Below are 22487 nucleotides of genomic sequence, written 5' to 3'. Positions count from 1 at the left end.
GGCCAAACCCTCCTCACCTCCCCTTCCGGCCACCCCCACGAGTGGGTCGACCTGGTGCGGTGATCTAGCTCGGCTCTTTGAGCTTGACGCCGGTTGCGAGATTGAGCCCCACGCCGACGAACCCGACAACCAGCACCAAGGCTGCACCCCCTTTGCCGTCGATCACGGCGAAGAGGGGTGACTCCGGAATCATCAGTCCCCAGGCAGCCGCAGCAATCGAAACGCCGAGAACCTCCGCGACCGGGCGTCGCGCGCCGGCGCCGGCCTTCCTGCTGTAGCTGGCATAGGTAAGGAATGCCGCCAAGAGCACCAGTGCCGCGAAGCCCAGCCACCTGTACAGGAAATACTGGTCAGGGTCGGGGTTCTCAGGGGTTGGCTCATCGATGAGCTGGATCAGGCCAGATGTCAGCCCGGTGTAGGCCGCGACGAGTCCGATCGGCACCTGCTTCGCTACAAGCTGGAGCAGCGTCGGCTTCTCGTCCGCGCCCGCTGTACCCGCCGGCTTTTCGGCGGCGTCGGCCTTGGTAGGTGCACGGAGGTTGCGCGCAACCCCCAAGGTCGTAACCGAACCAATAGTCATGTCGATCCTCCGAAGCTGCGTCCGTATCCGGCTGGAGGGCAGCGCGAAGTCGCAGACGTCGTCATGGCCCAGTCCCCCTGCGCTGACGCGACGCGATCCCACCCCTTACCGGGAGCGTGACACTCAGTAGTGAGATCGTCCAGGCCTGGGCTCCTGCGGCGCCGGATCGTTACGTTGAGCAATATTCGCGCCTTCATGTCAGTTTTGGACAGCTCAGTCCAAAACCGTGTTATGGTCGGTGCATGGTCAGGCCGAGGATGTTCGACGAGGAGCAAGCCGTCGATGCTGCGATGCGGGTTTTCTGGGCATCGGGGTATGAGGCGACGTCGACGCAGGCGCTGTGTACGGCGACCGGGCTCGGCCGCAGCAGTATCTACAACACGTTCACCAGCAAGCGGACGCTGTTCGACCGCGCGCTGCACCGCTACTTCGAGACGACCGGCGCGACGCAACTCGCGCTGATCCAGCGCGAGGACCTGCCCATCCGCGAGCGGGTGCGGCGCATTCTGTGGAACGCGGTCGAGCCGGCTCCGGGTGATCCGCCCGGCTGCCTGGCCATCAACACCGCAGTCGAGCTCGGCCCGACCCACCCTGAGCTCGTCGAGCTTCTCAACACCGACCACGCTCCCAAACTGGCCGCCCTCGCCGAGGCGATCCGCACCGCGCAGGCCGCGGGTGAGGTGGACGCCGCCCGCGACCCGGCCGCACTGGCCGACTACACGTTCGTCGTACTGGGTGGTCTGCGGGTGGCCGCTCGACGCGGCGCCACGTCGGCCAGCCAGATATCCGTCATCGAGGCCGCGCTCCAGGCCTTCTGAATCCTGAGGAAACCATGCCCTCCCAAGGGAAAACTCTGCCCTTCGCCGTCTACCTGCTCGGCGCCGCGATCTTCGCCCAGGGAACGTCGGAGCTGATGCTGGCCGGCCTGCTCCCCGAGATCTCCGGCGATCTGAACGTCTCCATCCCGGCGGCCGGCCTGCTGATCTCGGCGTTCGCCATCGGCATGCTGGTCGGCGCCCCGATCCTGGCGGTCGCCACCCTGCGCTGGTCCCGGCGTACCGCCATGCTCGCCTTCCTGGTGGTCTTCGCCCTGACCCATGTCGCCGGCGCCCTGACCACGAGCTATGGCTTCCTTCTCGCGACCCGAGTCGCCGGCGCCTTCGTGTACGCCGGATTCTGGGCGGTCGCCTCGGTCACCGCGATCGAGCTCGCCGGCCCGCAGTCGCGAGCCCGTGCGATGAGCATCCTGGCCGGCGGGCTCACCATCGCGTCGATCGTCGGCCTGCCTGCCGGTACGGCGCTCGGTCAGCACCTGGGCTGGCAGTCGGCCTTCTGGGCTGTGGCCGCGATGTCGGCGATCGCCATGATCGGAGTCGTCTTCACCATCCCCGGCGGCCGATCCGCGACCACGCCCGAGCTCCGCCAGGAGTTCCGCGCAATGCGCAACCCCGGCCTCTGGCTCGCCTACGGCACGACCGCATTGTCCACCGCCGCGATCCTGGCGATCTTCTCCTACCTCGCCCCGCTGCTCACCGAAACCACCGGCCTACCCGAAGCCTGGGTCCCCGCAGTCCTGGCCGTGTACGGCGTGGGCGCGCTGATCGGAATCACCAGCGCCGGCCGCACCGCGGACCGCCGCCCGTTCACCACACTGACAGTCGCGCTCATCGGTCTGATCGTCGCCGCGATCGCGCTGGCGCTAGGCGCCGGTACCCCGTGGCTCGCCGTACCGGTCATCGTTCTGGTGGGCGCCTTCGGCTTCGCCATCAACCCCGCCGTCAACGGCCGAGTCTTCAGCCTCGCCGGCTCCGCGCCCACGCTGGCCGCCGCCTTCAACGTCTCGGCCTTCAACGTCGGCATCACCGTCGGCCCCTGGCTCGCGGGCCTCGCCCTGGACGCCGGCGCCGGCTACCCCTCGGTCGGCTGGATCAGCGCCCTCTTCGGAGTCCTTGCCCTAGGCACCGTTATCGTCGCCGTCCGCCTCCGCGCCCCGGCTCCCGAACCCACCTATGCAAGTACTACGTAGTTTTCGCCGGCGCGCGGAGCCCGCGGCACGGGGGATGGTTGTCAACCGCGCCGCGTCCGGGAAGCACCCACTGACGGTTTACGCTCGGCTGCTGCATTTCATCGAGGAAGGCTGACTGTGGTTGACGAGCGGGCGATTGCGCTGGCCGCGTTGGAGAACTTTCCTGTTGAGGTGCGGCGGGTGACTCGGGCTGCGCATTCGTTCAACACGATCTACCGGGTGGAGACCGCGCGCGGGACTTACGCGCTCCGGGTCGGACCGACTTTGCGGATCCACACCGCCGGTACGGCCGCTGCGGAGGCGGAGTGGCAGCGCGCGTTGGTGGCCGACGGGTTCGCCGTACCGGACGTCGTACTGACGTCGTCGGGTGAACCGATGGTGACGGTCGAGGGACGGACCTGTGTGCTGTTCACCTGGGTCCACGGCCGGTTGATGCGCCCGCGGCTCGGGCCTTCGCGGGCGCGCCTGCTCGGCCGGTTGATGGCGCGTTTGCACGACCATCCGGTACGGCGCGACTTCGACGTACTGCATGCCGACAAGGTGCTGTACTGGCTGGTCCCCGATCGGCTGGCCGACGTACCTGCGCATGGGAAGGTGCTCACCGAGGCGCGCGACAATGCCCAAGAGCTGATCGACCAGCTGTGGGCCGGCGGGGAGCCGCAGCTCATTCACGGCGATCTCACCGCGGCCAACGTCATCGAGGCTCCCGGTGCCGGCCCGGTCCCGATCGACTTCCAGGATCTGGTGATCGGCTTCCCCGAACAAGACATCTCGTTCACCCTCGCCTCGTTCGGCCGCCGAGACGACCGCGAGGCCATGCACCAGGCCTTCCGCGCCGGCTACTCCGAGATCCGCCCCTGGCCGGACGTCTCCGACACCGTCATGCAAGGCCTGATCATCGCCAGAGGCCTGCACCAACTGAACATCACCCTGGCCCTCGCCGATGGCCCGCTCCCCCAGGACTACCTCGACTATCACGGTGCCAAAGCAAAAACCTGGCTGCAGGGATAAAGAAAAACCCCGCCTGATGAGGCAGGCGGGGTCTTCGGGGAGTTAGAACTCGGAGCCGGCAGGCAAATCAGGCGCGCTGGGGTCGTCCGGGTCGGACGGGCCGGCGGCCAGGCCTAGTTCGGCGGGGCTGGCCAGAGCCTTGTGGCTCGGGACTACTCGGACCGTGTAGCCGAAGGGGCCGGTGCGGTCGAGTTTGAGTTCGCCTTCGTAGCGGTGGCGGTTGCCTTCGTAGGTTTCGGCGAGCGACAGGGTGGCTTGGACGGGATCGGTGATCTCGTCGTCGGCGTTGACGCGGCCGTGCAGAACCTCGACACAGATGTCGCCGGGCTCGAGGTCGCCGAGGGCGGCGAAGGCACGGACGCCGACCGTGGTCCCCAGCTGCGGTACGTCGCCGAGGCCCTGGAGCTCCACGTGGTCGACGCGGATGGCCGGCCAGGCGGCGCGGACCTTCTTCTTCCACGCGGCCAGGTCGCGAGCGCCGTCGTACGTGGCGTTCAGGGCGCGCGAAGACAGAGCGGCGGGCACGTAGAGCTGCTCGACGTAGTCGCGGACCATGCGGGTCGCGAGCACCTTCGGGCCGAGCTCCTTGATCGTGTGCCGGAGCATCTCGATCCAGCGGCCGGGAACCTCGCCGTCGTAGAAGCGCGGAGCGACCTGCTTCTCGATCAGGTCGTAGAGCGCGTGCGCCTCGAGGTCGTCGCGACGGTCGGTGTCCTCGATGCCCTCAGCGGAAGGAATCGCCCAGCCGAACTCGTCGTCGTACCACTCGTCCCACCAGCCGTCGCGGATGGAGAGGTTGAGCGCACCGTTCAGCGCGGCCTTCATGCCGGAAGTGCCGCAGGCCTCGTACGGGCGCAGCGGGTTGTTCAGCCAGACGTCGCAGCCCGGGTACATCGGCTGCGCCAAGGCAATGTCGTAGTCCGGCACGAAGACGATGCGGTGCCGCACCTCGGGGTCGTCGGCGAAGCGAACCATCTCCTGGATCAGCTTCTTGCCACCCTCGTCATGCGGGTGGGACTTGCCGGCGATCACGATCTGCACCGGCCGCTGCGGGTGCAGCAGCATCGCCTTCAGGCGCGCGGGGTCGCGCAGCATCAGCGTCAGGCGCTTGTACGACGGGACGCGCCGCGCGAAGCCCATCGTCAGGACGTCGGGGTCGAGGATCTCGTCGACCCAGCCCAGCTCGGCCTCGCTGGCACCGCGGTTGATCCACGACTGCCGAACCCGCGACCGGGTGTCGTCGATGAAGCGCTGGCGCAGGATCCGCTTGGTCTCCCAGATCTGCGCGTCGGTGGTCTTGTCGAGGCCGTCGAAGATGTCGTCGGACTCGGACCGGTCGGTCGCCGCCAGCGTCAGCTGGTTGATCTCGCGCGCGACCCACGTGGGCGCGTGAACACCGTTGGTGATCGAGGAGATCGGTACGTCGGTCGAGTCGAAGCTCGGCCACAATCCGGCGAACATGCCCCGGCTGACGACGCCGTGCAGCTTGGAGACGCCGTTGGCGCGCTGCGCAAGGCGCAGGCCCATGATCGCCATGTTGAAGACACCCGGGTCACCGCCCTCGAAGTCCTCGGCGCCGAGCTCGAGGATCCGGTCGATCGGAACCCCTTCGCCCAGTGCGTCCGGCGAGAAGTGCTGCTGGATCAGCTCGACCGGGAAGCGGTCGATACCGGCCGGAACCGGCGTGTGCGTGGTGAAGACGGTGCCGCCACGGTTGACCTCGAGCGCGGTGTCGAAGTCGAGGCCCTTGTCGGTGGCGAGCTCGCGGATCCGCTCGATGCCGAGGAATCCGGCGTGGCCCTCGTTGGTGTGGAACACCTCCGGCGCGGCATGCCCAGTGATCCGGCAGAACTCGCGGACCGCACGGACACCGCCGACACCGAGCAGGAGCTCCTGCAACAAACGGTGTTCGGTAGTACCGCCGTACAGACGGTCGGTGACCTCGCGCTCGGCGGGCTCGTTCTCCTCGATGTCGGAGTCGAGCATCAGCAGCGGCACGCGGCCGACCTGGGCGACCCAGATCTGCGCGCGCAGCTCGCGCTCGTCCGGCAGCGTCAGCGTGATGATCGCGGGTGCGTCGCCGTCGCGGAGCAGGCTGATCGGCAGCCCGTCCGGGTCGACGAGCGGGTAGCGCTCCTGCTGCCAGCCTTCGCGGTTCAGCGACTGGGTGAAGTAGCCGTGGCGGTAGAGGAGACCGACGCCGATCAGCGGTACGCCGAGGTCGCTGGCCGCCTTCAGGTGGTCACCGGCCAGGATGCCGAGACCGCCGGAGTACTGCGGCAGCACGTGAGTGATGCCGAACTCCGGGGAGAAGTAGGCAACACCGCTGACCGGGGAACCGGCATCGGCCTGGAACCAGCGGTTGTCGGTCACGTACCCGTTCAGGTCGGACACGGCCAGCTCGAGGCGGCGCAGGAACGCCGGGTCGCTCGCCAGCTCGTCAAGCCGGGCCGCAGGGACCTCCCCGAGCAGCCGGACCGGGTCACCACCGGTACTGCGCCACAGCTGGGGATCCACGGCCTCGAAGACATCCTGCGTCTCCGGGTGCCAGGCCCAGCGCAGGTTGTTCACCAGGGTGCCGAGACCGGTCAACGGCTCGGGCAGGACAGGGCGGACGGAGAATCGTCGTATCGCTCGCACCGGGACACCGTACCGGCGATCTGCGTTCTAAACACCCTCGGCGTGCATCTTTTTTGCAACGCGAGCAAGACTTTGCAGAGCCCCAAGGCTTTGACTGTCCGGTGACCGAGTGTTCACATTCCAAACAGTGGACCGAACCGTGACCGTTGCTTGCAAGGCGTGGACGCTGGGAACCGATAACGTCAGGGTTGTAGTTACGCAACCACACACTCTTCCCCACCCGCCGCACCGCTGAACACGGAAAGCGTAGGTTCTTTTACCCCATGACTGGGCGCATCCCGATCACCGACGTCACCCCGACCGTCGACGCCGGCGCGTATCCGGCCAAGTCCGCGGTCGGCGAGACGTTCACCATCGCGGCCACTGTGTTCCGCGAAGGCCACGACGCGGTGAACGCGAACGTCGTGCTGACGTCGCCGACGGGACAGACCAGACGGATGCTGATGGCCCCCGGTGCCAACGGCACCGACCGCTGGAGTGTCGACGTCACCTTGCAGGAGCAGGGCGCGTGGACGTTCGCGGTCGAGGGCTGGAGCGACCCGTACGGCACCTGGCGGCACAACGCCGAGATCAAGATCCCGGCCGGCCTCGACGTCGAGCTGATGTTCGCCGAAGGCGCGGCCTTCTTCGACCGCGCGGCCGCCGGCGTACCTCCCGCCGTACGGGCTGACCGGGCGACGCTGGGCGATGCCGCGCAGGCGTTGTCAAACAGCGCACTCCCGCCGGAGGCACGGCTCGCCGCGGGCATCTCGCCGCAGGTGCGCGCCGCGCTCGGGCGTTACCCGGTGCGGGAGCTGATCACCTCGTCGGAGACCTACCCGGTGTGGGTCGACCGCGAGCGTGCGCTCTACGGCAGCTGGTACGAATTCTTCCCGCGCTCCGAAGGCGCCGTGTACGACGAAGCCGCCGGCGAGTGGAAGTCCGGGACCTTCCGGACTGCCGCCGAGCGGCTCGAGGCCGTCGCGAAGATGGGCTTCGACATCCTTTACGTGCCGCCGATCCACCCGATCGGCAAGGCGTACCGCAAGGGCCCGAACAACACGCTCGATCCGAAGGAAGGCGACCCGGGGTCGCCGTGGGCGATCGGTTCCGAGGAGGGCGGCCACGACGCCATCCACCCCGAGCTCGGCACCTTCGAGGACTTCGCGTACTTCGTCGGCCGCGCCCGTGAGGTCGGTCTCGAGGTCGCGATCGACCTGGCCCTGCAGGCCTCGCCGGACCACCCGTGGGTCAAGGAGCACCCGAAGTGGTTCTCGGTCCGCGCCGACGGCTCGATCGCGTACGCCGAGAACCCGCCGAAGAAGTACCAGGACATCTACCCGATCAACTTCGACAACGATCCCGAAGGCATCTACGCCGAGGTGCTGCGGATCGTGAAGCTGTGGATCGACAAGGGTGTCACGGTGTTCCGGGTCGACAACCCGCACACCAAGCCGGTCAACTTCTGGGAGTACCTGCTCGGCGAGATCCGCAAGACCGACCCGGACGTCGTCTTCCTGTCCGAGGCGTTCACCCGGCGGCCGATGATGCAGGAGCTGGCGAAGGTCGGGTTCCACCAGTCCTACACCTACTTCAACTGGCGCAACGAGAAGGCCGAGCTCGAGGAGTACCTGCAGGAGCTGACCCAGGAGACCGGCCACTTCCTGCGGCCGAACTTCTTCGTCAACACCCCGGACATCCTCACCGCCTACCTCCAGTACGGCGGCCCTGGCGCCTTCAAGATCCGCGCCGCGATCGCCGCCACGTCGTCACCGTCGTGGGGTATCTACGCCGGCTTCGAGTTGTTCGAGCACGTCGCCCTGCGCCCGGGCTCGGAGGAATACCTCGACACCGAGAAGTTCCAGTTCCGCCCCCGCGACTGGGCCGCCGCCGACGCCGAGGGCCGGACACTGGCGCCGTACATCACCTTGCTGAACACGGTTCGCCGCCGTCACCCGGCCCTGCAGCAACTGCGCAACCTGTCGCTGCACACGACCGACGACGAAGCGATCATGTGCTTCTCCAAGCGCACCACCGCCCCCGACGGCCACAGCGACACGATCATCGTCGTCGTCAACACCGACCCGCACGCAGTCCGCGAGACGGTCGTCCACCTCGACATGGCAGCTCTGGGCATGCGCCCCGAAGACACCTTCACCGTGTACGACGAAATCACCGGCGCCACCTGGCGCTGGGGCCAGCAGAACTACGTCAAGCTCGACCCGAACGGCGAGCCCTGCCACATCCTCGCCGTCCGCCGAGGCCAAGCCTGACCCCGCGGCGCAACGCTCGACTCCTACGTCGCCGAGCTACGCGCCGCACCCCGCCCACCCCCCGCTCAGCGCGGTCCATCCCTTCCCGGCTACCGCCGGGACCCGCGAGCTACCGCTCGCGTCCGGCAGCCCGGGTCAGCGTCTCTTCGGAGCGTCAACGGGCTGCCTGGCTAGGTGGATCGCGGTGGGCCGGACGCACGCTTGAGCGTCATACCTTTCGTGCGACGACAAAGCCCTCGTCCCGGCCGGCCAGAGCGACGTCGGTGAACCCAGCCTCGCCAAGAAGCCCAGTCAGTTCGTCGAGCGGAGTAACGCGGCGCCGCATCACGTCCTCATCAACCCGACCATCCCGATGCCGCCAGATCCGCCTCGTCGTGACGACCCGGGTGTCGGCGTCCCAGGACGACTGACTCTCGACCTCCGCAGCCACGAACTCGTCGTCCAACGCCGAGCGGCCGCCACCCAGCGGCGGCTTCAGCATCGTGCCCACCAGAACATGACCGCCCGGCCTGGTATGCGCTCCAAAGGTCTCCGCCGCGGCCCGAGTATCAGCATCGGTCAGCTGATAAGACAACGAGTTCCCCAGGCATAGAACAACGTCGAACTGCTGGTCGAGACGAATAGACCTGATGTCGCCAACCAGCAGTTCCAGCTCGGGATGCGCAGCCTGACCGTAGTCGATGAGCCCCGGTTGAACATCGACGCCGACCGCCGCACATCCGAAGGCCTGGCGGACCGCGGCAAGGTGCCGCCCAGTCCCGCAGCCTAGATCAAGCACCGATCCGACAGGCTTGTCAGTGACCACCTGACGAACCAGAGCCGCCAGACCGTCATCGCCGTCGGCGAAATGGTCGTAGATGTCGGGCCGCCGATACATCAGATTCGACCTCGCCAGCCGCCCTGCCAGGCTCATCGAGTCATCCCGTTCCTTTGTTGAGCGTGCCGCACACTTTGCAGCGACCGTTCGACCGCGAGAGTGTCGTACAGCAACCGTGGTATCGCACGATCGCGGATCAGTTTGTCGCGGAGAAGTTCCAGTGGTCTGCGGTCGACGTAACCGCCGTCGACCAGGATCGAATCATCCAGCATCTGCTCGATCATCAGTCTCCCAGTCCGACGCATCGCACGTTCCATGACGAACTGGAACGACTCGACCGTATCTGGGTGCGTGACCCGCTGGTCGAACCCGGCCCGTCCCAGGTAGCAGCGAAAGAGCGCCTTATCCCGTCGCCAGGCAACCGGCAACGATTCACACAGGCGCAGTAGTCCAGAGTCGGCCAGCGGCGCCACCGGCCACAGCCCGTACCGGATGTAAGCCGGATTGCGAGCAGCGAAGACCATCAGGGCTGACACCGGCACAGGCGAGACCGGAGCAATATTCGCATCCAAATCGGGCATTGCATCGAGAGCACGTTCCCCAAGCCAGCTCGGCAAATCCGGCGGCAGTGGTGCGACGCCGCTGCCACGTTCGGATCCACGCAATGCCATCAGTTCGTCCCCGCCGAACCCCGTGACAACCACCTGAGCACCACCGTCATGCAGTCGTAGACGCAGCTGGTCGAACGCCTCCGCATACACATCGCCGTCGGCGTAGTGAGGGTTCTCGACAGATCTCGGGCCGCCGGCCGCGAACGGCAGGTAGGCGGATGCACTGACCTCGAGGTCGCGCAGGCCCAGCCGGCGTGCGATCGCCGCTCGGCGCGCACCTTGATCCTCGCCGATGCCCCCGTCGACCTGGAGACCCGCCGATCTCAGGCCGACGAGTCCACCAACACGAGTCATCGAGGTTGCCACCGTGGCTGAGTCGAGGCCCCCCGAAATCTCCACGGCCAACTCAAGTTCCTCAGCTGCGGCGAGCGGAGATACACGCTGCGCGAGCAGCCGGCCGAACACCGATACGGGCTCAGCGCCGACCCGAAGTTCGCGCGCCTGAATCACGTGTTCCGCCGGCTCGGGATAGGCCACCGCCAAGCCGTTGAGGTCAGCGGTCACCGTCGCACGCTCGGTGACCTTGCAGAGACCGTCGAACATCGTGTTTGCGGAGTATCGCTGCCGCCTCGTCAACAGCCGCGTCACGGCAGCGTCGACCAACCGAGTGGGCGACACCCAGGACAGCAGGTCTGCGGGATTCCAGGACCCCCGCAGTACTGACCCGTCAACAATCAGATAGAGCGGGCACACGCCTCCTGTCCCCGCCGTGAACCGGATCCCTGCGACGTCTCCTTCGACGAGCAACGAGTCAGTTCCGGCGCACCTCTCGGTAATCTCGATGCGCCAGACACCGTGATCGACATTCATCCGCGTCCGTGTCATTGGATGATTCAGCGGGGACAGATATCCAGCCGCTCCACGCAGTTCTTGCTGCTCGCATCGCCAACTGGCACCGAGTTGGCACAAATCAATTTCCAGCGTGAGCATTCCGCGCCCTCCAGCAACCTTGACGACCTGCGGTGGCTGCGCCCGCCCGCCAGACGGGCGCAGCCACCTGGGACCCCTGCGCCGCCGTTAGATCCGCGTGCAGTGATCGCCGTTCGCGTCGTACTCACCTGGCGCCTTGCGGCCGTACTCATCGGCGAGCGACGGCGTACCAAGAACTGCCTCGTCGGCAAAAAGATCTTCAAGCGCAACCGGCATGATTTCCTCCTTGAGCAACCCAATTCAATGGGATTCAAAATCGGATCACGGCATTTCATTCGTCCGGACTATTTGAATTGAATGTCGCTTGCATTGATTCAAGCACGCCACTGTGACGATTGGTATCCTTATGTGCACGGAGAGTGGTATACGCGGTTTAAGGAGGGCTGATGGCAGGACCCAGAGAGCCCAACGTTCGACTCCGCGAGGCGATTCGCTCGTCCGGCTTGACCTACGAGGCGGCCGCGCGCGCGGTGCGGCGCGTAGCAGCCGAGAACGGCGAGATACTGCGCACCAACAAGTCCGCCGTCGCTCACTGGGTAGACGGAGCACTCCCATCGGGGCGCACAGGGCAGTACCTCGCCGAGGCGATCTCACGACGTGTAGATCGTGTCGTGACTACGTCGGACCTAGGCCTTGAACAGAAAGAACCTATCGAGTCCGCCAACGCCGACCCGGTCTTGGCGGCAACCAAACTGGGGCGCGTAGATCTCGAACGGCGCCAACTGCTGGCGGCCGCGGTATTTACCGTCGCCAACGTCGCAGTTCCCCTCGACTATGACCACGACAAGGTTGGCCGAATACTGCGGGCACGCAGCACCCTTGGAGTAGTCGGTGAAGCGGAGATCGAGGTGGTGCGCAGCATCACCGCTACCTTCAGCGCTGCCGACGAGATCCTCGGAGGTGGCCACGGCCTCACGACAGTCGCGGCGTATCTCGCCGATTCTGCAGCGCCGATGCTCCGCGCACGGTTCCGCTCTGACAGACTTCGCCGCCGAGCATTCGGAGCAGTGGCTGAACTCGCCTACCTGGCGGGCTGGAAACATCATGATCTCGGACACGAAGGGGCCGCGCAGAGGTACTACCTGGCGGGCTATCAGCTCGCCTGCGAAGCCGATCCGCACGGACATGCCGCGTGGATGATGCGCGCCCTGGCTCACCAAGCTCTCAGTCTCAAACAGCCGCAACACTGCGCCGATTTGATCGACAACGCGCTTCGACGCAGCCTCGGGCATGTCGACGGCCAGACGCAGGCGCTCCTCTACATCACCCAGGCCCGGGCCTACTCGTTCCTACGAGATAGGTCTCCGGCCGCACGAGCGCTTGTTCTCGCAGAGAACTCGCTGTCGAGAACGGACGAGCCACAGCCGCTCTTCTCCGCAGTCGCCGGGCCGGCTGCAGGCACCGTTGCGAGCCACACCGCCAGGGCCCTGACCGATCTTGGCGATCATCTCGGCACCGAACGACAGCATCGGGACGCCCTGGTCAGGTGGGATCCGGTGAAGTACAAACGCGTTCATGTCCTTACCCATGCAGACCTCGGAGACAGCTTGGCTGCCCAAGGCAAGGCCGATGAGGCGGTTGGGGCTTGGACGAAAGCGTTGGATCTGACAGAAGACATTGTTTCTGATCGCGTCCGGAAGGCAATCAGTTCGATCAGTCCAACGCTGGCCACGTACAGCAAGCGGGGTGTCCCCGGATCATCGGAGCTGCGCCGCCGAATCTTCGAGGCGAGTCGATGACCGGGCAGAGCGAGAGGAACCTTGTGCCGCACAGTGACATTGAGGCGGGTCTCCGTCCCGCAACCGAATCGATGACGCTGCTTGTCGCTGCCGTGATCGTCCATGACGAACAGTGCGGTCGGGTCGCACTGCTGAGACGTGGGCCCAAAGCCAAGTTCGGACGAGGGATGTGGGATCTTCCCGTCGGGAAGGCTGCACCCGGCGAGGCAATCACGGCCACAGCTGTCCGTGAACTCCAGGAAGAGACCGGGCTGGTCGTGGATGAGGCGGATCTGCGGCTGGTTCACGTCATCCACAGTTCGTTCGGTGTCGAGTCGCCGACCGGATTCGTCACGATCGTCTTTGCCGCTCGTCGTTGGCGTGGTGAGCTCGCGAACCTGGAGCCGGCAAAACACGACCGAGTCGAGTGGGTGGACTCAGCCGGCATTCCAGTTGCCTTCGTTGATACGACGGCAACGGCGCTGCGGAGCTACCTTGCAGGCGAGGTAGAGCTCTCGCTGGACGGTTGGCAGTGACGCCAAGGGTCGCCGCCGGAGCCGGTGTCCATCTGCTGTCCTTCTCCGGCGGATCACCTCCGACCGCCCCCTCCCACGCAACCACGCTCCGCAGCCGCAATCACGTCAGGGCTCGGCCACAGCGGACCGCGCCGCAGGCGCCAAAGGAAGAGTCGCCGCCGGAGGCGGCGTCCTTGTAGGTGCGGGTGTTGGTCAGCCTGCGCGGAGTGAGGTGATGGCTGGATGCTGGTGGTCGGTTAGGCGGAAGCCCGTCCCCCGTACGGCGTCGATGGTGACCGTCGTGCCGAGGTCGTCGAGTTTTCGGCGGAGCCGTTTCACCACCGAGTGGACGTCGGCGGTACCGCGGAGTTCGCGGGTCCCCCAGACGGCTTGGTGGAGAGCGTCGTACGTCCAGACCCGGACAGGCGCCGACATCAGCCGGGCCAGCAGGTCGTGCTCGAGGTCCGTCAGCTGGACCTCGCGGCCGCGCCACTTCGCGACCGAGCGGACCCGGTCGATCGTGAGCACCTCGTCGGCGGTGAGGTCGGTGGCGTCGGGTTCAGGAGGCTCGGACGGCGGTGGTTGCCGGCCGGGAACCAAGAGCTTGCGCAGTTCGTCGAGACTGGAGACGAGCAGCAGTGGCGCGACGTCGTCGATGAGCTCGGCGAGGCGGACACGCTGTTCGGGTGACGCTGCTACTGCGATGAGCAGCGGGAACGGATGGACGTCGGTCGTGGTCAGATCGACGTCCGCTGGGGCGGGGACACGGGCGGTGACCATCCCGTCACCATGTCAACCTTTGCCTCAGATCGTCAACGGATTGCCATTCTTTGACCACGTTGCCTCGATCCGCGCGACCGTTAGTCACATCTTGCTCACCATCGGTGCTTGTGACCCGGTTCAGCACCCGCATAGGGTCCTCGACAGGCTCGCCGTGTCACTCGCGGCGACCTGGGGGGCACGCAGCGCGTTCGCTCAGACCGGTTCACCGCCAAGGAACCGCCTGCTGCACCCCCTGCGCACTACATGACTCGGGGGAGTCAACTCGGGGTCGTCACAGTGAGGGGCTGCGAAGGATGTCAGACAGCAAACGTAGGGGGCTCGCCAGAACTCTGGTGGGTGCCTTGGCGACGGTGGCCGTCGTCGCGACCGGGTTAGGTGCCACTGGCGCCGCCCTGGCCGCACCGCCCACCAAGCCGACCGGCACGGATCCGGCGAGCAAGATCAAGCCGGAGCTGATGGCCAAGCTCAACGGCAAGGACGCCAAGGCCGCCACCGACTTCTGGGTGTACTTCGGCCAGAAGGCGGATCTCAGCGCCGCCAGCAAGATCACCGACTGGAACGAGCGCGGGACGCGGGTGGCCGAGGCGCTGCGCGCGACGTCGGCCGCGACCCAGAAGGCCGTCAAGGCCGAGCTGGACGCCAAGGGCGTCAAGTACAAGTCGTTCTGGGCCACCAACGCGATCCGCGTCAACGGTGGATCGTTCGACCTGGCCAAGCAGCTGGCCGCCCACACCGAGGTCGCCGGGCTCTACAACCCGATGACCGTCGAGGTCCCGAAGATCACCGAGGGCACCTCGGAGCACGAGATCAACGCGGTCGAGTGGGGCGTCGCCAACATCAAGGCGAACCAGGTCTGGTCGCAGTTCGGCGACAAGGGCGCCGGCATCACGATCGCCAACATCGACACCGGTGTGCAGTTCGACCACCCGGCCCTGGTGAAGCAGTACCGCGGCAACCTCGGCAACGGGACGTTCGACCACAACTACAACTGGTTCGACGCGGCCGGCACCTCGCCGACCAAGCCTGCCGACGGCAATGGTCACGGCACCCACACGATGGGCACGATGGCCGGTGACGACGGCGCCGGGAACCAGATCGGCGTCGCTCCTGAGGTCAAGTGGATCGCTGCCAACGGTTGCTGCCCCTCCGACGCGGCGCTGATCGCGTCCGGTCAGTGGATGCTGCAGCCGACCAACCTGGCCGGGGCCAACCCCGACGCCAGCAAGCGGCCGAACATCATCAACAACTCGTGGGGTTCGACGCTGCCCTCGAACGACCCGTTCATGGAGGACGTCACCCTCGCGTGGACCGCGTCCGGCATCTTCGGTGCGTTCGCGAACGGCAACAGCGGCTCGGCCTGCAACACGTCCGGTTCGCCGGGCAGCTCGACGAGCAACTACTCGGCCGGCGCCTACGACATCAACAACAACATCGCTTCGTTCTCCGGCCGTGGTGCCGGTCAGAACGGCACGATCAAGCCGAACATCTCGGCCCCGGGCGTCAACGTCCGCTCGTCGCTGCCGGGCAACACCTACGGCGCCTTCAACGGTACGTCGATGGCCACGCCGCACCTCGCGGCCGCGATCGCGCTGCTGTGGTCGGCCTCGCCGACGCTGAAGGGTGATGTGGCCGCTACCCGCGCGCTGCTGAACACGACGGCGATCGACACGGCCAGCACCCAGTGCGGTGGCACGACCGAGAACAACAACGTCTTCGGCCAGGGCCGCCTCGACGCACTCGCGCTGCTGAACGCCGCTCCGGTCGGCAACACCGGCACTCTGTCCGGCACGGTCACCGCTGCCACCGGTGGCGCCCCGCTCGCGGGTGCCAGCGTCACGGTCAAGACCGCAGGCCAGCCCGACAAGAGCCTGACCACGGCCAGCAACGGCACGTTCTCGAGCGTCCTCCCGGCCGGGTCCTACGACCTGACCGTGGCGTCGTTCGGCTACAAGTCGCAGACCGCGGCCGCCGTCATCACCACCGGTCAGACCACCACGAAGAACTTCGCTCTGGCGAGCGCGGCTCAGGTCAGTGTCGGCGGCACCATCTCCGACGGCTCCGGCCACGGCTGGCCGCTGTACGCGAAGGTCAGCATCGAGGGTCCGGGCGGTGTGTTCGACTACACCACGCCGAGCAACGGCCGGTTCAGCTTCAAGGTTCCGGGCGGAGCGGCGTACAACCTGAAGGTCGAGTCGCAGATCCCGGGCTACGAGACCACGTCGGTCCCGATCACCGTCGGCACCGGCAACCTGACCAAGAACGTGGCCGTCAAGGTCCGGCAGGATGCCTGCCTGACCGCGCCGGGCTACAAGAACGGTTCGGACGGCGTGTACGAGACGTTCGACGCCGCTGCGGCGCCGAGTGGCTGGACCGTCACTGACGGTAAGGCCAACGGCCAGGTCTGGAAGTTCGACGACCCGGGCAAGCGCGGCAACCTCTCCGGCGGTACCGGCGGATTCGCGATCATCGACAGCGACAAATACGCCGCCGGCGGAGCGCAGGACACCTCGCTGGTCAGCCCGTCCGTGGACCTGACCGCGGTCACCGCTCCGGTGATCCGCTTCAACCAGGACCTCAACTGGCTCGGTGGTGAGAAGGCCGACGTCGACCTGTCGATCGACGGCGGGACCACGTGGACCAACGTGCTACGGCAGGCGACTGCCGACGTACGGGGCGTCAAGGAGATCGCGATCCCGACCGCGGCCGGCAAGTCCGCCGTACAGGTTCGCTTCCACTACTACGACGCTTCGTACGAGTGGTGGTGGGAGGTCGACAACGTCCTGATCGGCAGCAAGGTCGTCTGTGAGCCGGTCGGCGGCGGTCTCGTCGTCGGTAACGTCAAGGACGCCAACACCGGCGGTGCGGTCAACGGAGCGGTCGTCACCCGTGACGGCTCCACCGAGTCCGGTACGACGGTTGCCACGCCGGAGGACACCGGTCTGGCCGATGGCTTCTACTGGCTGTACTCCTCCGCCGACGGCGACCAGGGCTTCACTGCCAAGGCCGGCAACTACGTCAGCGCGCAGTCGGCCGTCTCGGTCGAAGCGGACTGGGTGACCAGTGCGGACTTCACGCTGGACGCCGGACAGCTGAGCGTCACCCCCGGTGACATCGGCGCCACCTTGCCGCTGGGCGGCAAGACCAGCAAGAACGTCACCGTCACCAACACCGGCGGTGCGCCGGTCAAGGTGAAGTTCGGCGAGAAGGACGGTGGGTTCGTCCTGCAGAACGCCAACGGCACCAAGACCACCAAGGCGCAGGTGCTGACCAGCCCCGGCGCCCCGCTGCAGCGGATCCAGGTCCCGGCCTCCTTCGCCTCGGCCCTGTCCGGCAAGCCGGTCGACGTTCCGGAGAGCAACGCTCCGGCTGCCGCACCGTGGACCGCGATTGCCAACCACCCGGCCGTCGTCATGGACAACCGAGTGGTCACCGTCGACGGTTCGGTCTACTCGATTGCCGGTAGCAACGGGTCCACATCGACCGCGAACAGCTACAAGTACGACACCGCCGCGAAGACCTGGACCGCGATCGCGCCGTTGCCGGCCGCTCGCAGCGCCATCACGGTCGGTGCTGTCAACGGCAAGATCATCGCCAGCAGTGGCTGGGCCGCAGCTGGTCCGGATGCGGCGACCTGGTCGTACGACCCGGCTGCCAACGCCTGGTCCGCAGTGGCTCCGAACCCGTCCCCGCGGTCCGCGGCCGGTCAGGCTGTTGCCGGCGGCAAGTTGTACGCCGTCGCCGGATGCACAACCTCGGCCTGCACGCCGATGAGCAACTCGGTAGTCAGCTACGACGCGGCAAGCAACACCTGGGCCACAGTGGCGAACTACCCGAAGGCGGCCGCGTTCCTCTCCTGCGGCACGATCGACGGCAAGGTGTACTGCGCCGGCGGTAACGACGGCGTCAACTCGCTGAAGAACGCCTACGTCTACGACCCGAGTGCGGACTCGTGGACCGCGGTGGCCGACGCTCCGGCCGACCACTGGGCCGGCTCCTATGCCGTTGCCGGCGGCAAGCTGCTCGTGGTCGGTGGTATCCAGGCGGGCGCCGTCACCAACGCCGGCTTCGCCTACGACCCGGCCAGCAACACCTGGGCGGCTCTGCCGAACGCCAACCAGGCCCGCTACCGCGGTGGCGCAGCCTGTGGCTTCTACAAGGTCGGTGGCTCGTCCGGTGGCTTCACCGCCACCGCGGACTCGGAGAACCTGCCGGGTCTGGAGGACTGCTCCGAATCCGCAGCAGACGTGAGCTGGCTGTCGCTGGACAAGACCGAGGCCGAGCTGGCCCCGGGCGAGTCGACGACCGTCAAGGTCACGCTCACCGCCAACGTCGACCAGCCGGGTACGTACACCGGTGCCGTCACGATCGGTGAGGACACGCCGTACTCGGTCAACCCGGTCGACATCAAGCTGACCGTCACGCCGCCGTCGACCTGGGCCAAGATCCAGGGCACGGTGACCGGTGTCAGCACGACCGGTGTGATCAAGGCGCTGCCCGGCGCAACCGTCCAGGTGGACTCGTGGGCGCAGTCCTACACCTTCACCACCGACGCTGCCGGTCAGTACGCGTACTGGCTCGACATCCGCAACAACCCGCTCACACTGATCGCGGCCAAGGACGGCTACAAGCCGCAGACTCGGACCACCGAGCTGGAGTCCGGCTCCCCGATCACGGAGGACTTCGCACTGAAGGCCACCAAGTAGCACTGACAACTGAATAGTCAGGGCCCCCAGACCGCGATGGTCTGGGGGCCCTGATCGTTTGGTCAGGCCGTTGGCAGCAGGTGGAAGCCGACGCCGCGGACCGCGTGGATGGTGACCGTTGCCTCCAGGTTGGCCAGCTTCTGGCGCAGACGCTTCACCACGGAGTGGATGTGCGAGCCATGGCCGAGATGTTCGTTGCCCCAGACCGCATGGTGCAGACGCTGGTACGTCCAGACCTGACCGGGTTCCTCTACCAAGCAGTGCAGGAAGTCGTGCTCCAGCCGGGTCAGTGGCACCTCGCGGTCCTCCCAGCGGACCACCCGGCGCTCCATGTCGAGCAGTAGCTCGGGCTCCAGCGACGCAGGCTCCGGCGCCGGTACGACGGACGGTGCCATCACGACCGGCGCGGTCGGTGTCATCGTCTCGGTGAGCTCAAGGAACGCCCGGGCCTGTTCGGCACTGGACACGAGCAGCAGCGCATCGGCGTCACCGAGCAATCGGGCCAGTTGCACCCGCTCGGCCGTCGACGTGGCCACCCCGATGATCAACGACGATTCCGACGTCCTCTCCATCCGAAGCCCCTCCCCTGTTCACACCCGACGCCGCCGAGTAGACGCGCCGTAAACACGCACAAGTACGGTTTAAGTCCCGAACTAAGTCAAGGGATTCCCTGCACACCGGGCTGGCACATATGCGACCTGTCCGAGACAGGACACGCTGACCGGATCCAGTCAGCGCGACACGCGGTACCGATTTGCCGAACCGGCGTGCACCGCGTGCGCGCGGCGGAGTAACCTGCTCGCGCACGGTCACTTCGGCCCGCACCCGTCGAAGGACCGCTTCTGACGGAGGAAGAGTGTCCCGACTCGCTCGGCGGCCGGTCGTCTGGCTGCTCGCGGCTCTCGCCGTACCTGTGCTGCTGACTGCTGTGCTGCTCCCGGTCAAGGCCGACTCGATCGAGAATGAGCTCCGATCGAACGCCACCGCCGCGCTCACTGCCCGAGGGATCAACGGAGCGACCGTCGTGATGGACGGCCGCGACGCTTCGGTCCTGGTGTCCACCGACGTGGACGCCACCCAGATCGAAGCAATCGTCCGCGAGGTCGACGGTGTCCGCACCGTCTCGGTGAAGTCCGGGTCCGGTACGCCGGCACCGCCACCGACCCAGGATCCCGGGCAGACGACCCCCGGCTTCGAGATCGGCCGGACCGACACCGCGATCCGGGTCCAGGCGACAGTGCGTTCCGAGCTGGCCAAGGACTCGATCAAGACCGAGGTCGAGAAGGTCCTCGGCCCCGATCGTGAGTACGACCAGCGTGTGACCGTCGATGCGGCCAACGGGATCGCCGAGGTCCACACGCTGACCGCCCTGCTGCACGCGATGGCGATCGGCACCGGTGACGCCTCGGTCCGGTACGACGGGACCACGGTCACGTTGAGTGGCGCCGTACCGGATCAGGCCACGAAGGCGATGGCGGCCCGGGCCGCGGCGCAGGCCGTGCCGGGCGCGGTGATCGCGGACGAGCTGAAGGTGCCGGAATCGACCAAGCCGGTCGTGACCGAGGCCTGCCGGACGTTCAAGAGCCGGCTGTCAGAGTTCGGCCGGCAGAACAAGATCAACTTCCTGTCCGGTACCGCGATCGTCAACGATGCCTCGAAGCAGGCAGTCGACCGGGCCGCCACGCTGCTCAAGACCTGCGCGTCGGTGCGGATCGAGGTCACCGGCCACACCGACAACCTCGGCTCCCCCGCCACCAGCCTGCCGCTGTCCGAACAACGCGCCGCCGCCGTCAAGGCCGAACTGGTCCGCCTCGGCATCCCGGCCGCCCGACTCGTTGCCACCGGCTACGGCCAGGCCTTCCCGATCGCCCCCAACGACACCGCCACCGGCCGGATCGCCAACCGCCGCGCCGAGCTCCGAGCACTGCAGGAGAACTGAATGAACCGGCTCATCCTCGACACCTGGCTCATCCTCCTGATCGCGTTCTTCCTCGGCAGCGCGGTCGCCTGGTTCGCCTTCCACACCACCAAGGGAGCCCGCCGATGAGCTGGCTGCTACGCCACAACTGGGCCTGGGCCCTGGCCGCCTTCCTGCTGGGCGCCCTCATCACCTGGATCCTGCTCGACCGCCGCGCCAAGGCACCCGCCGAGGAGCCGGTCGAAGCGGAGGTGAAAGAGGAGGCGCTAGTCGGCGCAGTAGCAGCCCCCGCTGCCCGCCGCGCGGCTCCCGCCCCGCAGCAGCCCGCCGAGCCGGCCACGCGCACTAAGCCCGCACCGGTCGCCCCTGAACCCGCTGAACCAGCCCGCGCGGAGACCCCGGTTGCCGAGCCCGCACACGCGGAAGCCGCCGTCGCCGAGCCCGTCGCCCCGGCAGCCGCGGAGCCAGTAGCGCTCACACCTGCTGAGCCCGTCGCCGCACCTGCTGAGCCGACACCAGTCGAGCCGGCAGTCGCCGCACCTATTGAGCCGACACCAGTCGAGCCGGCTAAGGCAGAGACCGCCGTCGCCGAACCTGTCGTCGTACAGGAGCACGCCGAGACCGCAGCCGCCGTAACCCCAGTTGCGGAAGCACCTGCACCGGCGGAGAGCGCCGTACCGGCTCCTGTTGCGGAGGCCAAGCTTGCTGCTGAGCCCGAGTTCTCGCGGTTGATGGATGGCGGTTCGGTTGCCGAGCCGACCCTCTTCGACGACCAGACGCCGGCCACGGACGAGACCCCGGTCGGGCGCTTCGGCCCCGGCTCTGCGAACGCCGTACCGCATCAGGGACCACCGGACGGCTTCACCATCAAGGGCAACGAACAGTCGATGCTGTTCCACACCCCTGAATCCCCGTACTACGGCCGCACCAAAGCCGAGGTCTGGTTCCGCACCGAAGCCGACGCCGAACGAGCCGGCTTCACCAAGTACGTCCGCAAGCCCCGCAAGTCCACCCAACCCGGCAGCTGACCCACGCTCCGCCTTACGATCGGCACACACAGTGACCGCACTAGGAGGCCGAGTTGTCACGAGAGATCAGTGTCCCGTTCACCATCGCGCAAGACGAGGACGGTGCCTGGTGCGCCTCCGCGGCGTTGACTCCGGATGCGTTCGCGAACGGTGAGGGCAACACCCGGGAAGAAGCCATCGAAGATCTCAAGAGCGCGATCCAGCTGCTCGCCGAAGAGGTCGGTGTCCCGGAGCAGTTGACTGTCACCATCGAGGCGTAGCGGATGCCGAAGAAGTTCCGGGACGCCGACAAAGCGCTCAAGAAGGCCGGCTTCAAGCCGTCCCGGCAGAACGGCAGTCACATCGTCTACAAGAATGCCCAGGGAAAGTCCGTGACGGTCCCGAAGCACGACGAGATCAAGACCGGCACCTGGGGCAGTATCGAGAAGCAGGCCGGGCTCAAGGCCAACCCACAGCCGACTTCGCAACCAGCCAAGGACCCGATGGAGCTTCTCCGGCAAGGCAATCCGCCACCCGGCAGCAAGCCGCCCACGAGTGGCCAGGATGCCTCGAAACGCAAGGAGAACAAGAAGCGCGGTTTCGGCTGGGGACGTAGCTGAAACACCCTGAACATCGTTGCCAGGAAGCGTCTTTCGGTGCGTAACGAGAGCCGAGTTCGGTCGTAGACCAGTGGGGTATTGGTTTTACTCTGCGGGATGTTTGCGGGTTGGTTTGCTTGTACTGGCAAAGGGCCGTCAGACTAAGCGCAACGCACTCGCGGAACCGTCACTCGCGCGGCGTCACCACATCACCGGGCTCGGCCGGTCCATGTAATGCCTCCTTTTGATCGGACCTGGTTCGGGGTACGGGGAGTGTGCATGGCTGGAGCGGGCCCACCCACAACACTCCCGATGGA

The 22487-nt window shown here is 66.8% G+C and carries 18 protein-coding genes; 11 read left to right on the top strand and 7 right to left on the bottom strand.

The genetic code is table 11. The features are described from left to right. Positions 1-64: 64 nt before the first annotated feature. A complete protein-coding gene (locus tag E1263_RS24980) occupies positions 65-580 on the bottom strand; it encodes a hypothetical protein (protein ID WP_132171469.1) in 516 nt (171 codons plus the stop codon). A gap of 242 nt (positions 581-822) precedes the next feature. Between E1263_RS24980 and E1263_RS24975 the strand changes: the two genes are divergently transcribed. The 3 genes from E1263_RS24975 (at position 823) to E1263_RS24965 (ending at position 3617) form a co-directional block, all read left to right on the top strand. Then, a complete protein-coding gene (locus E1263_RS24975; protein ID WP_132171467.1) occupies positions 823-1398 on the top strand; it encodes a TetR/AcrR family transcriptional regulator in 576 nt (191 codons plus the stop codon). A gap of 14 nt (positions 1399-1412) precedes the next feature. Further along, positions 1413-2606, top strand: coding sequence for a Cmx/CmrA family chloramphenicol efflux MFS transporter (locus E1263_RS24970; RefSeq protein WP_238161516.1), 1194 nt, complete (start codon positions 1413-1415; stop codon positions 2604-2606). A 117-nt stretch (positions 2607-2723) separates the two neighbouring features. Then, positions 2724-3617 carry a phosphotransferase enzyme family protein gene (locus tag E1263_RS24965; protein WP_165956739.1) on the top strand — a complete coding sequence of 298 codons (894 nt, stop codon included), beginning with the start codon at positions 2724-2726 and terminating at the stop codon, positions 3615-3617. A 42-nt stretch (positions 3618-3659) separates the two neighbouring features. Here E1263_RS24965 and glgP read toward each other — a convergent pair whose 3' ends face one another. Beyond that, positions 3660-6257: an alpha-glucan family phosphorylase gene (gene glgP / locus E1263_RS24960; protein ID WP_132171463.1), complete on the bottom strand. Its 2598-nt coding sequence runs from the start codon at positions 6255-6257 to the stop codon at positions 3660-3662. A 263-nt stretch (positions 6258-6520) separates the two neighbouring features. On the opposite strand from glgP, the gene E1263_RS24955 reads away from it, so the two are divergent. Beyond that, the gene (locus E1263_RS24955; protein WP_132171461.1) at positions 6521-8509 is read left to right on the top strand and encodes an alpha-1,4-glucan--maltose-1-phosphate maltosyltransferase; all 1989 of its coding nucleotides are present in this window, start codon (positions 6521-6523) and stop codon (positions 8507-8509) included. A gap of 208 nt (positions 8510-8717) precedes the next feature. On the opposite strand, the gene E1263_RS24950 is transcribed toward E1263_RS24955, so the two are convergent. The 3 genes from E1263_RS24950 to E1263_RS44095 form a co-directional block, all read right to left on the bottom strand. After that, the gene (locus tag E1263_RS24950; RefSeq protein ID WP_132171459.1) at positions 8718-9422 is read right to left on the bottom strand and encodes a class I SAM-dependent methyltransferase; all 705 of its coding nucleotides are present in this window, start codon (positions 9420-9422) and stop codon (positions 8718-8720) included. After that, entirely contained in the window at positions 9419-10927 is a 1509-nt protein-coding gene (locus E1263_RS24945; protein WP_132171457.1) for an asparagine synthase, read from the bottom strand. Before E1263_RS24945 ends, E1263_RS24950 begins: the two co-directional genes overlap by 4 nt. Before the next feature lie 87 nt (positions 10928-11014). Beyond that, positions 11015-11143, bottom strand: coding sequence for a hypothetical protein (locus tag E1263_RS44095; RefSeq protein WP_272949692.1), 129 nt, complete (start codon positions 11141-11143; stop codon positions 11015-11017). 227 nt (positions 11144-11370) lie between these two features. On the opposite strand from E1263_RS44095, the gene E1263_RS24940 reads away from it, so the two are divergent. Together E1263_RS24940 and E1263_RS24935 are read left to right on the top strand one after the other, a co-directional pair. Beyond that, on the top strand, positions 11371-12666 hold the full coding sequence (locus E1263_RS24940; protein WP_202869040.1) for an NsdA family TPR-like regulatory protein: 1296 nt from the start codon (positions 11371-11373) through the stop codon (positions 12664-12666). Then, on the top strand, positions 12663-13181 hold the full coding sequence (locus tag E1263_RS24935; RefSeq protein ID WP_132171454.1) for an NUDIX domain-containing protein: 519 nt from the start codon (positions 12663-12665) through the stop codon (positions 13179-13181). The genes E1263_RS24940 and E1263_RS24935 overlap by 4 nt, the downstream gene beginning before the upstream one ends. Before the next feature lie 192 nt (positions 13182-13373). Here E1263_RS24935 and E1263_RS24930 read toward each other — a convergent pair whose 3' ends face one another. Beyond that, entirely contained in the window at positions 13374-13940 is a 567-nt protein-coding gene (locus E1263_RS24930; RefSeq protein ID WP_132171452.1) for a winged helix-turn-helix domain-containing protein, read from the bottom strand. Positions 13941-14236: 296 nt separating this feature from the next. On the opposite strand from E1263_RS24930, the gene E1263_RS24925 reads away from it, so the two are divergent. Next, a complete protein-coding gene (locus E1263_RS24925) occupies positions 14237-18646 on the top strand; it encodes a S8 family serine peptidase (protein WP_132171450.1) in 4410 nt (1469 codons plus the stop codon). A gap of 62 nt (positions 18647-18708) precedes the next feature. Here the strand turns inward: E1263_RS24925 and E1263_RS24920 are convergent, their stop codons facing one another. Further along, positions 18709-19218, bottom strand: coding sequence for a winged helix-turn-helix domain-containing protein (locus E1263_RS24920; RefSeq protein WP_132171448.1), 510 nt, complete (start codon positions 19216-19218; stop codon positions 18709-18711). 284 nt (positions 19219-19502) lie between these two features. Here E1263_RS24920 and arfA point away from each other — a divergent pair, with 284 nt between their 5' ends. The 4 genes from arfA (at position 19503) to E1263_RS24900 (ending at position 22191) form a co-directional block, all read left to right on the top strand. Further along, positions 19503-20585, top strand: coding sequence for a channel-forming protein ArfA/OmpATb (arfA, locus tag E1263_RS24915; RefSeq protein ID WP_132171446.1), 1083 nt, complete (start codon positions 19503-19505; stop codon positions 20583-20585). 104 nt (positions 20586-20689) lie between these two features. Continuing rightward, positions 20690-21592, top strand: coding sequence for a sunset domain-containing protein (locus E1263_RS24910; protein ID WP_132171444.1), 903 nt, complete (start codon positions 20690-20692; stop codon positions 21590-21592). Between the two features lie 53 nt (positions 21593-21645). Next, positions 21646-21852 carry a type II toxin-antitoxin system HicB family antitoxin gene (locus tag E1263_RS24905; RefSeq protein ID WP_132171442.1) on the top strand — a complete coding sequence of 69 codons (207 nt, stop codon included), beginning with the start codon at positions 21646-21648 and terminating at the stop codon, positions 21850-21852. Positions 21853-21855: 3 nt separating this feature from the next. Beyond that, positions 21856-22191: a type II toxin-antitoxin system HicA family toxin gene (locus E1263_RS24900; protein WP_132171440.1), complete on the top strand. Its 336-nt coding sequence runs from the start codon at positions 21856-21858 to the stop codon at positions 22189-22191. Positions 22192-22487 lie beyond the last annotated feature (296 nt).

The organism is Kribbella antibiotica (genome assembly GCF_004349055.1).
Taxonomy (GTDB): domain Bacteria; phylum Actinomycetota; class Actinomycetes; order Propionibacteriales; family Kribbellaceae; genus Kribbella; species Kribbella antibiotica.
This window is presented reverse-complemented; position numbering and strand designations above follow the sequence as displayed.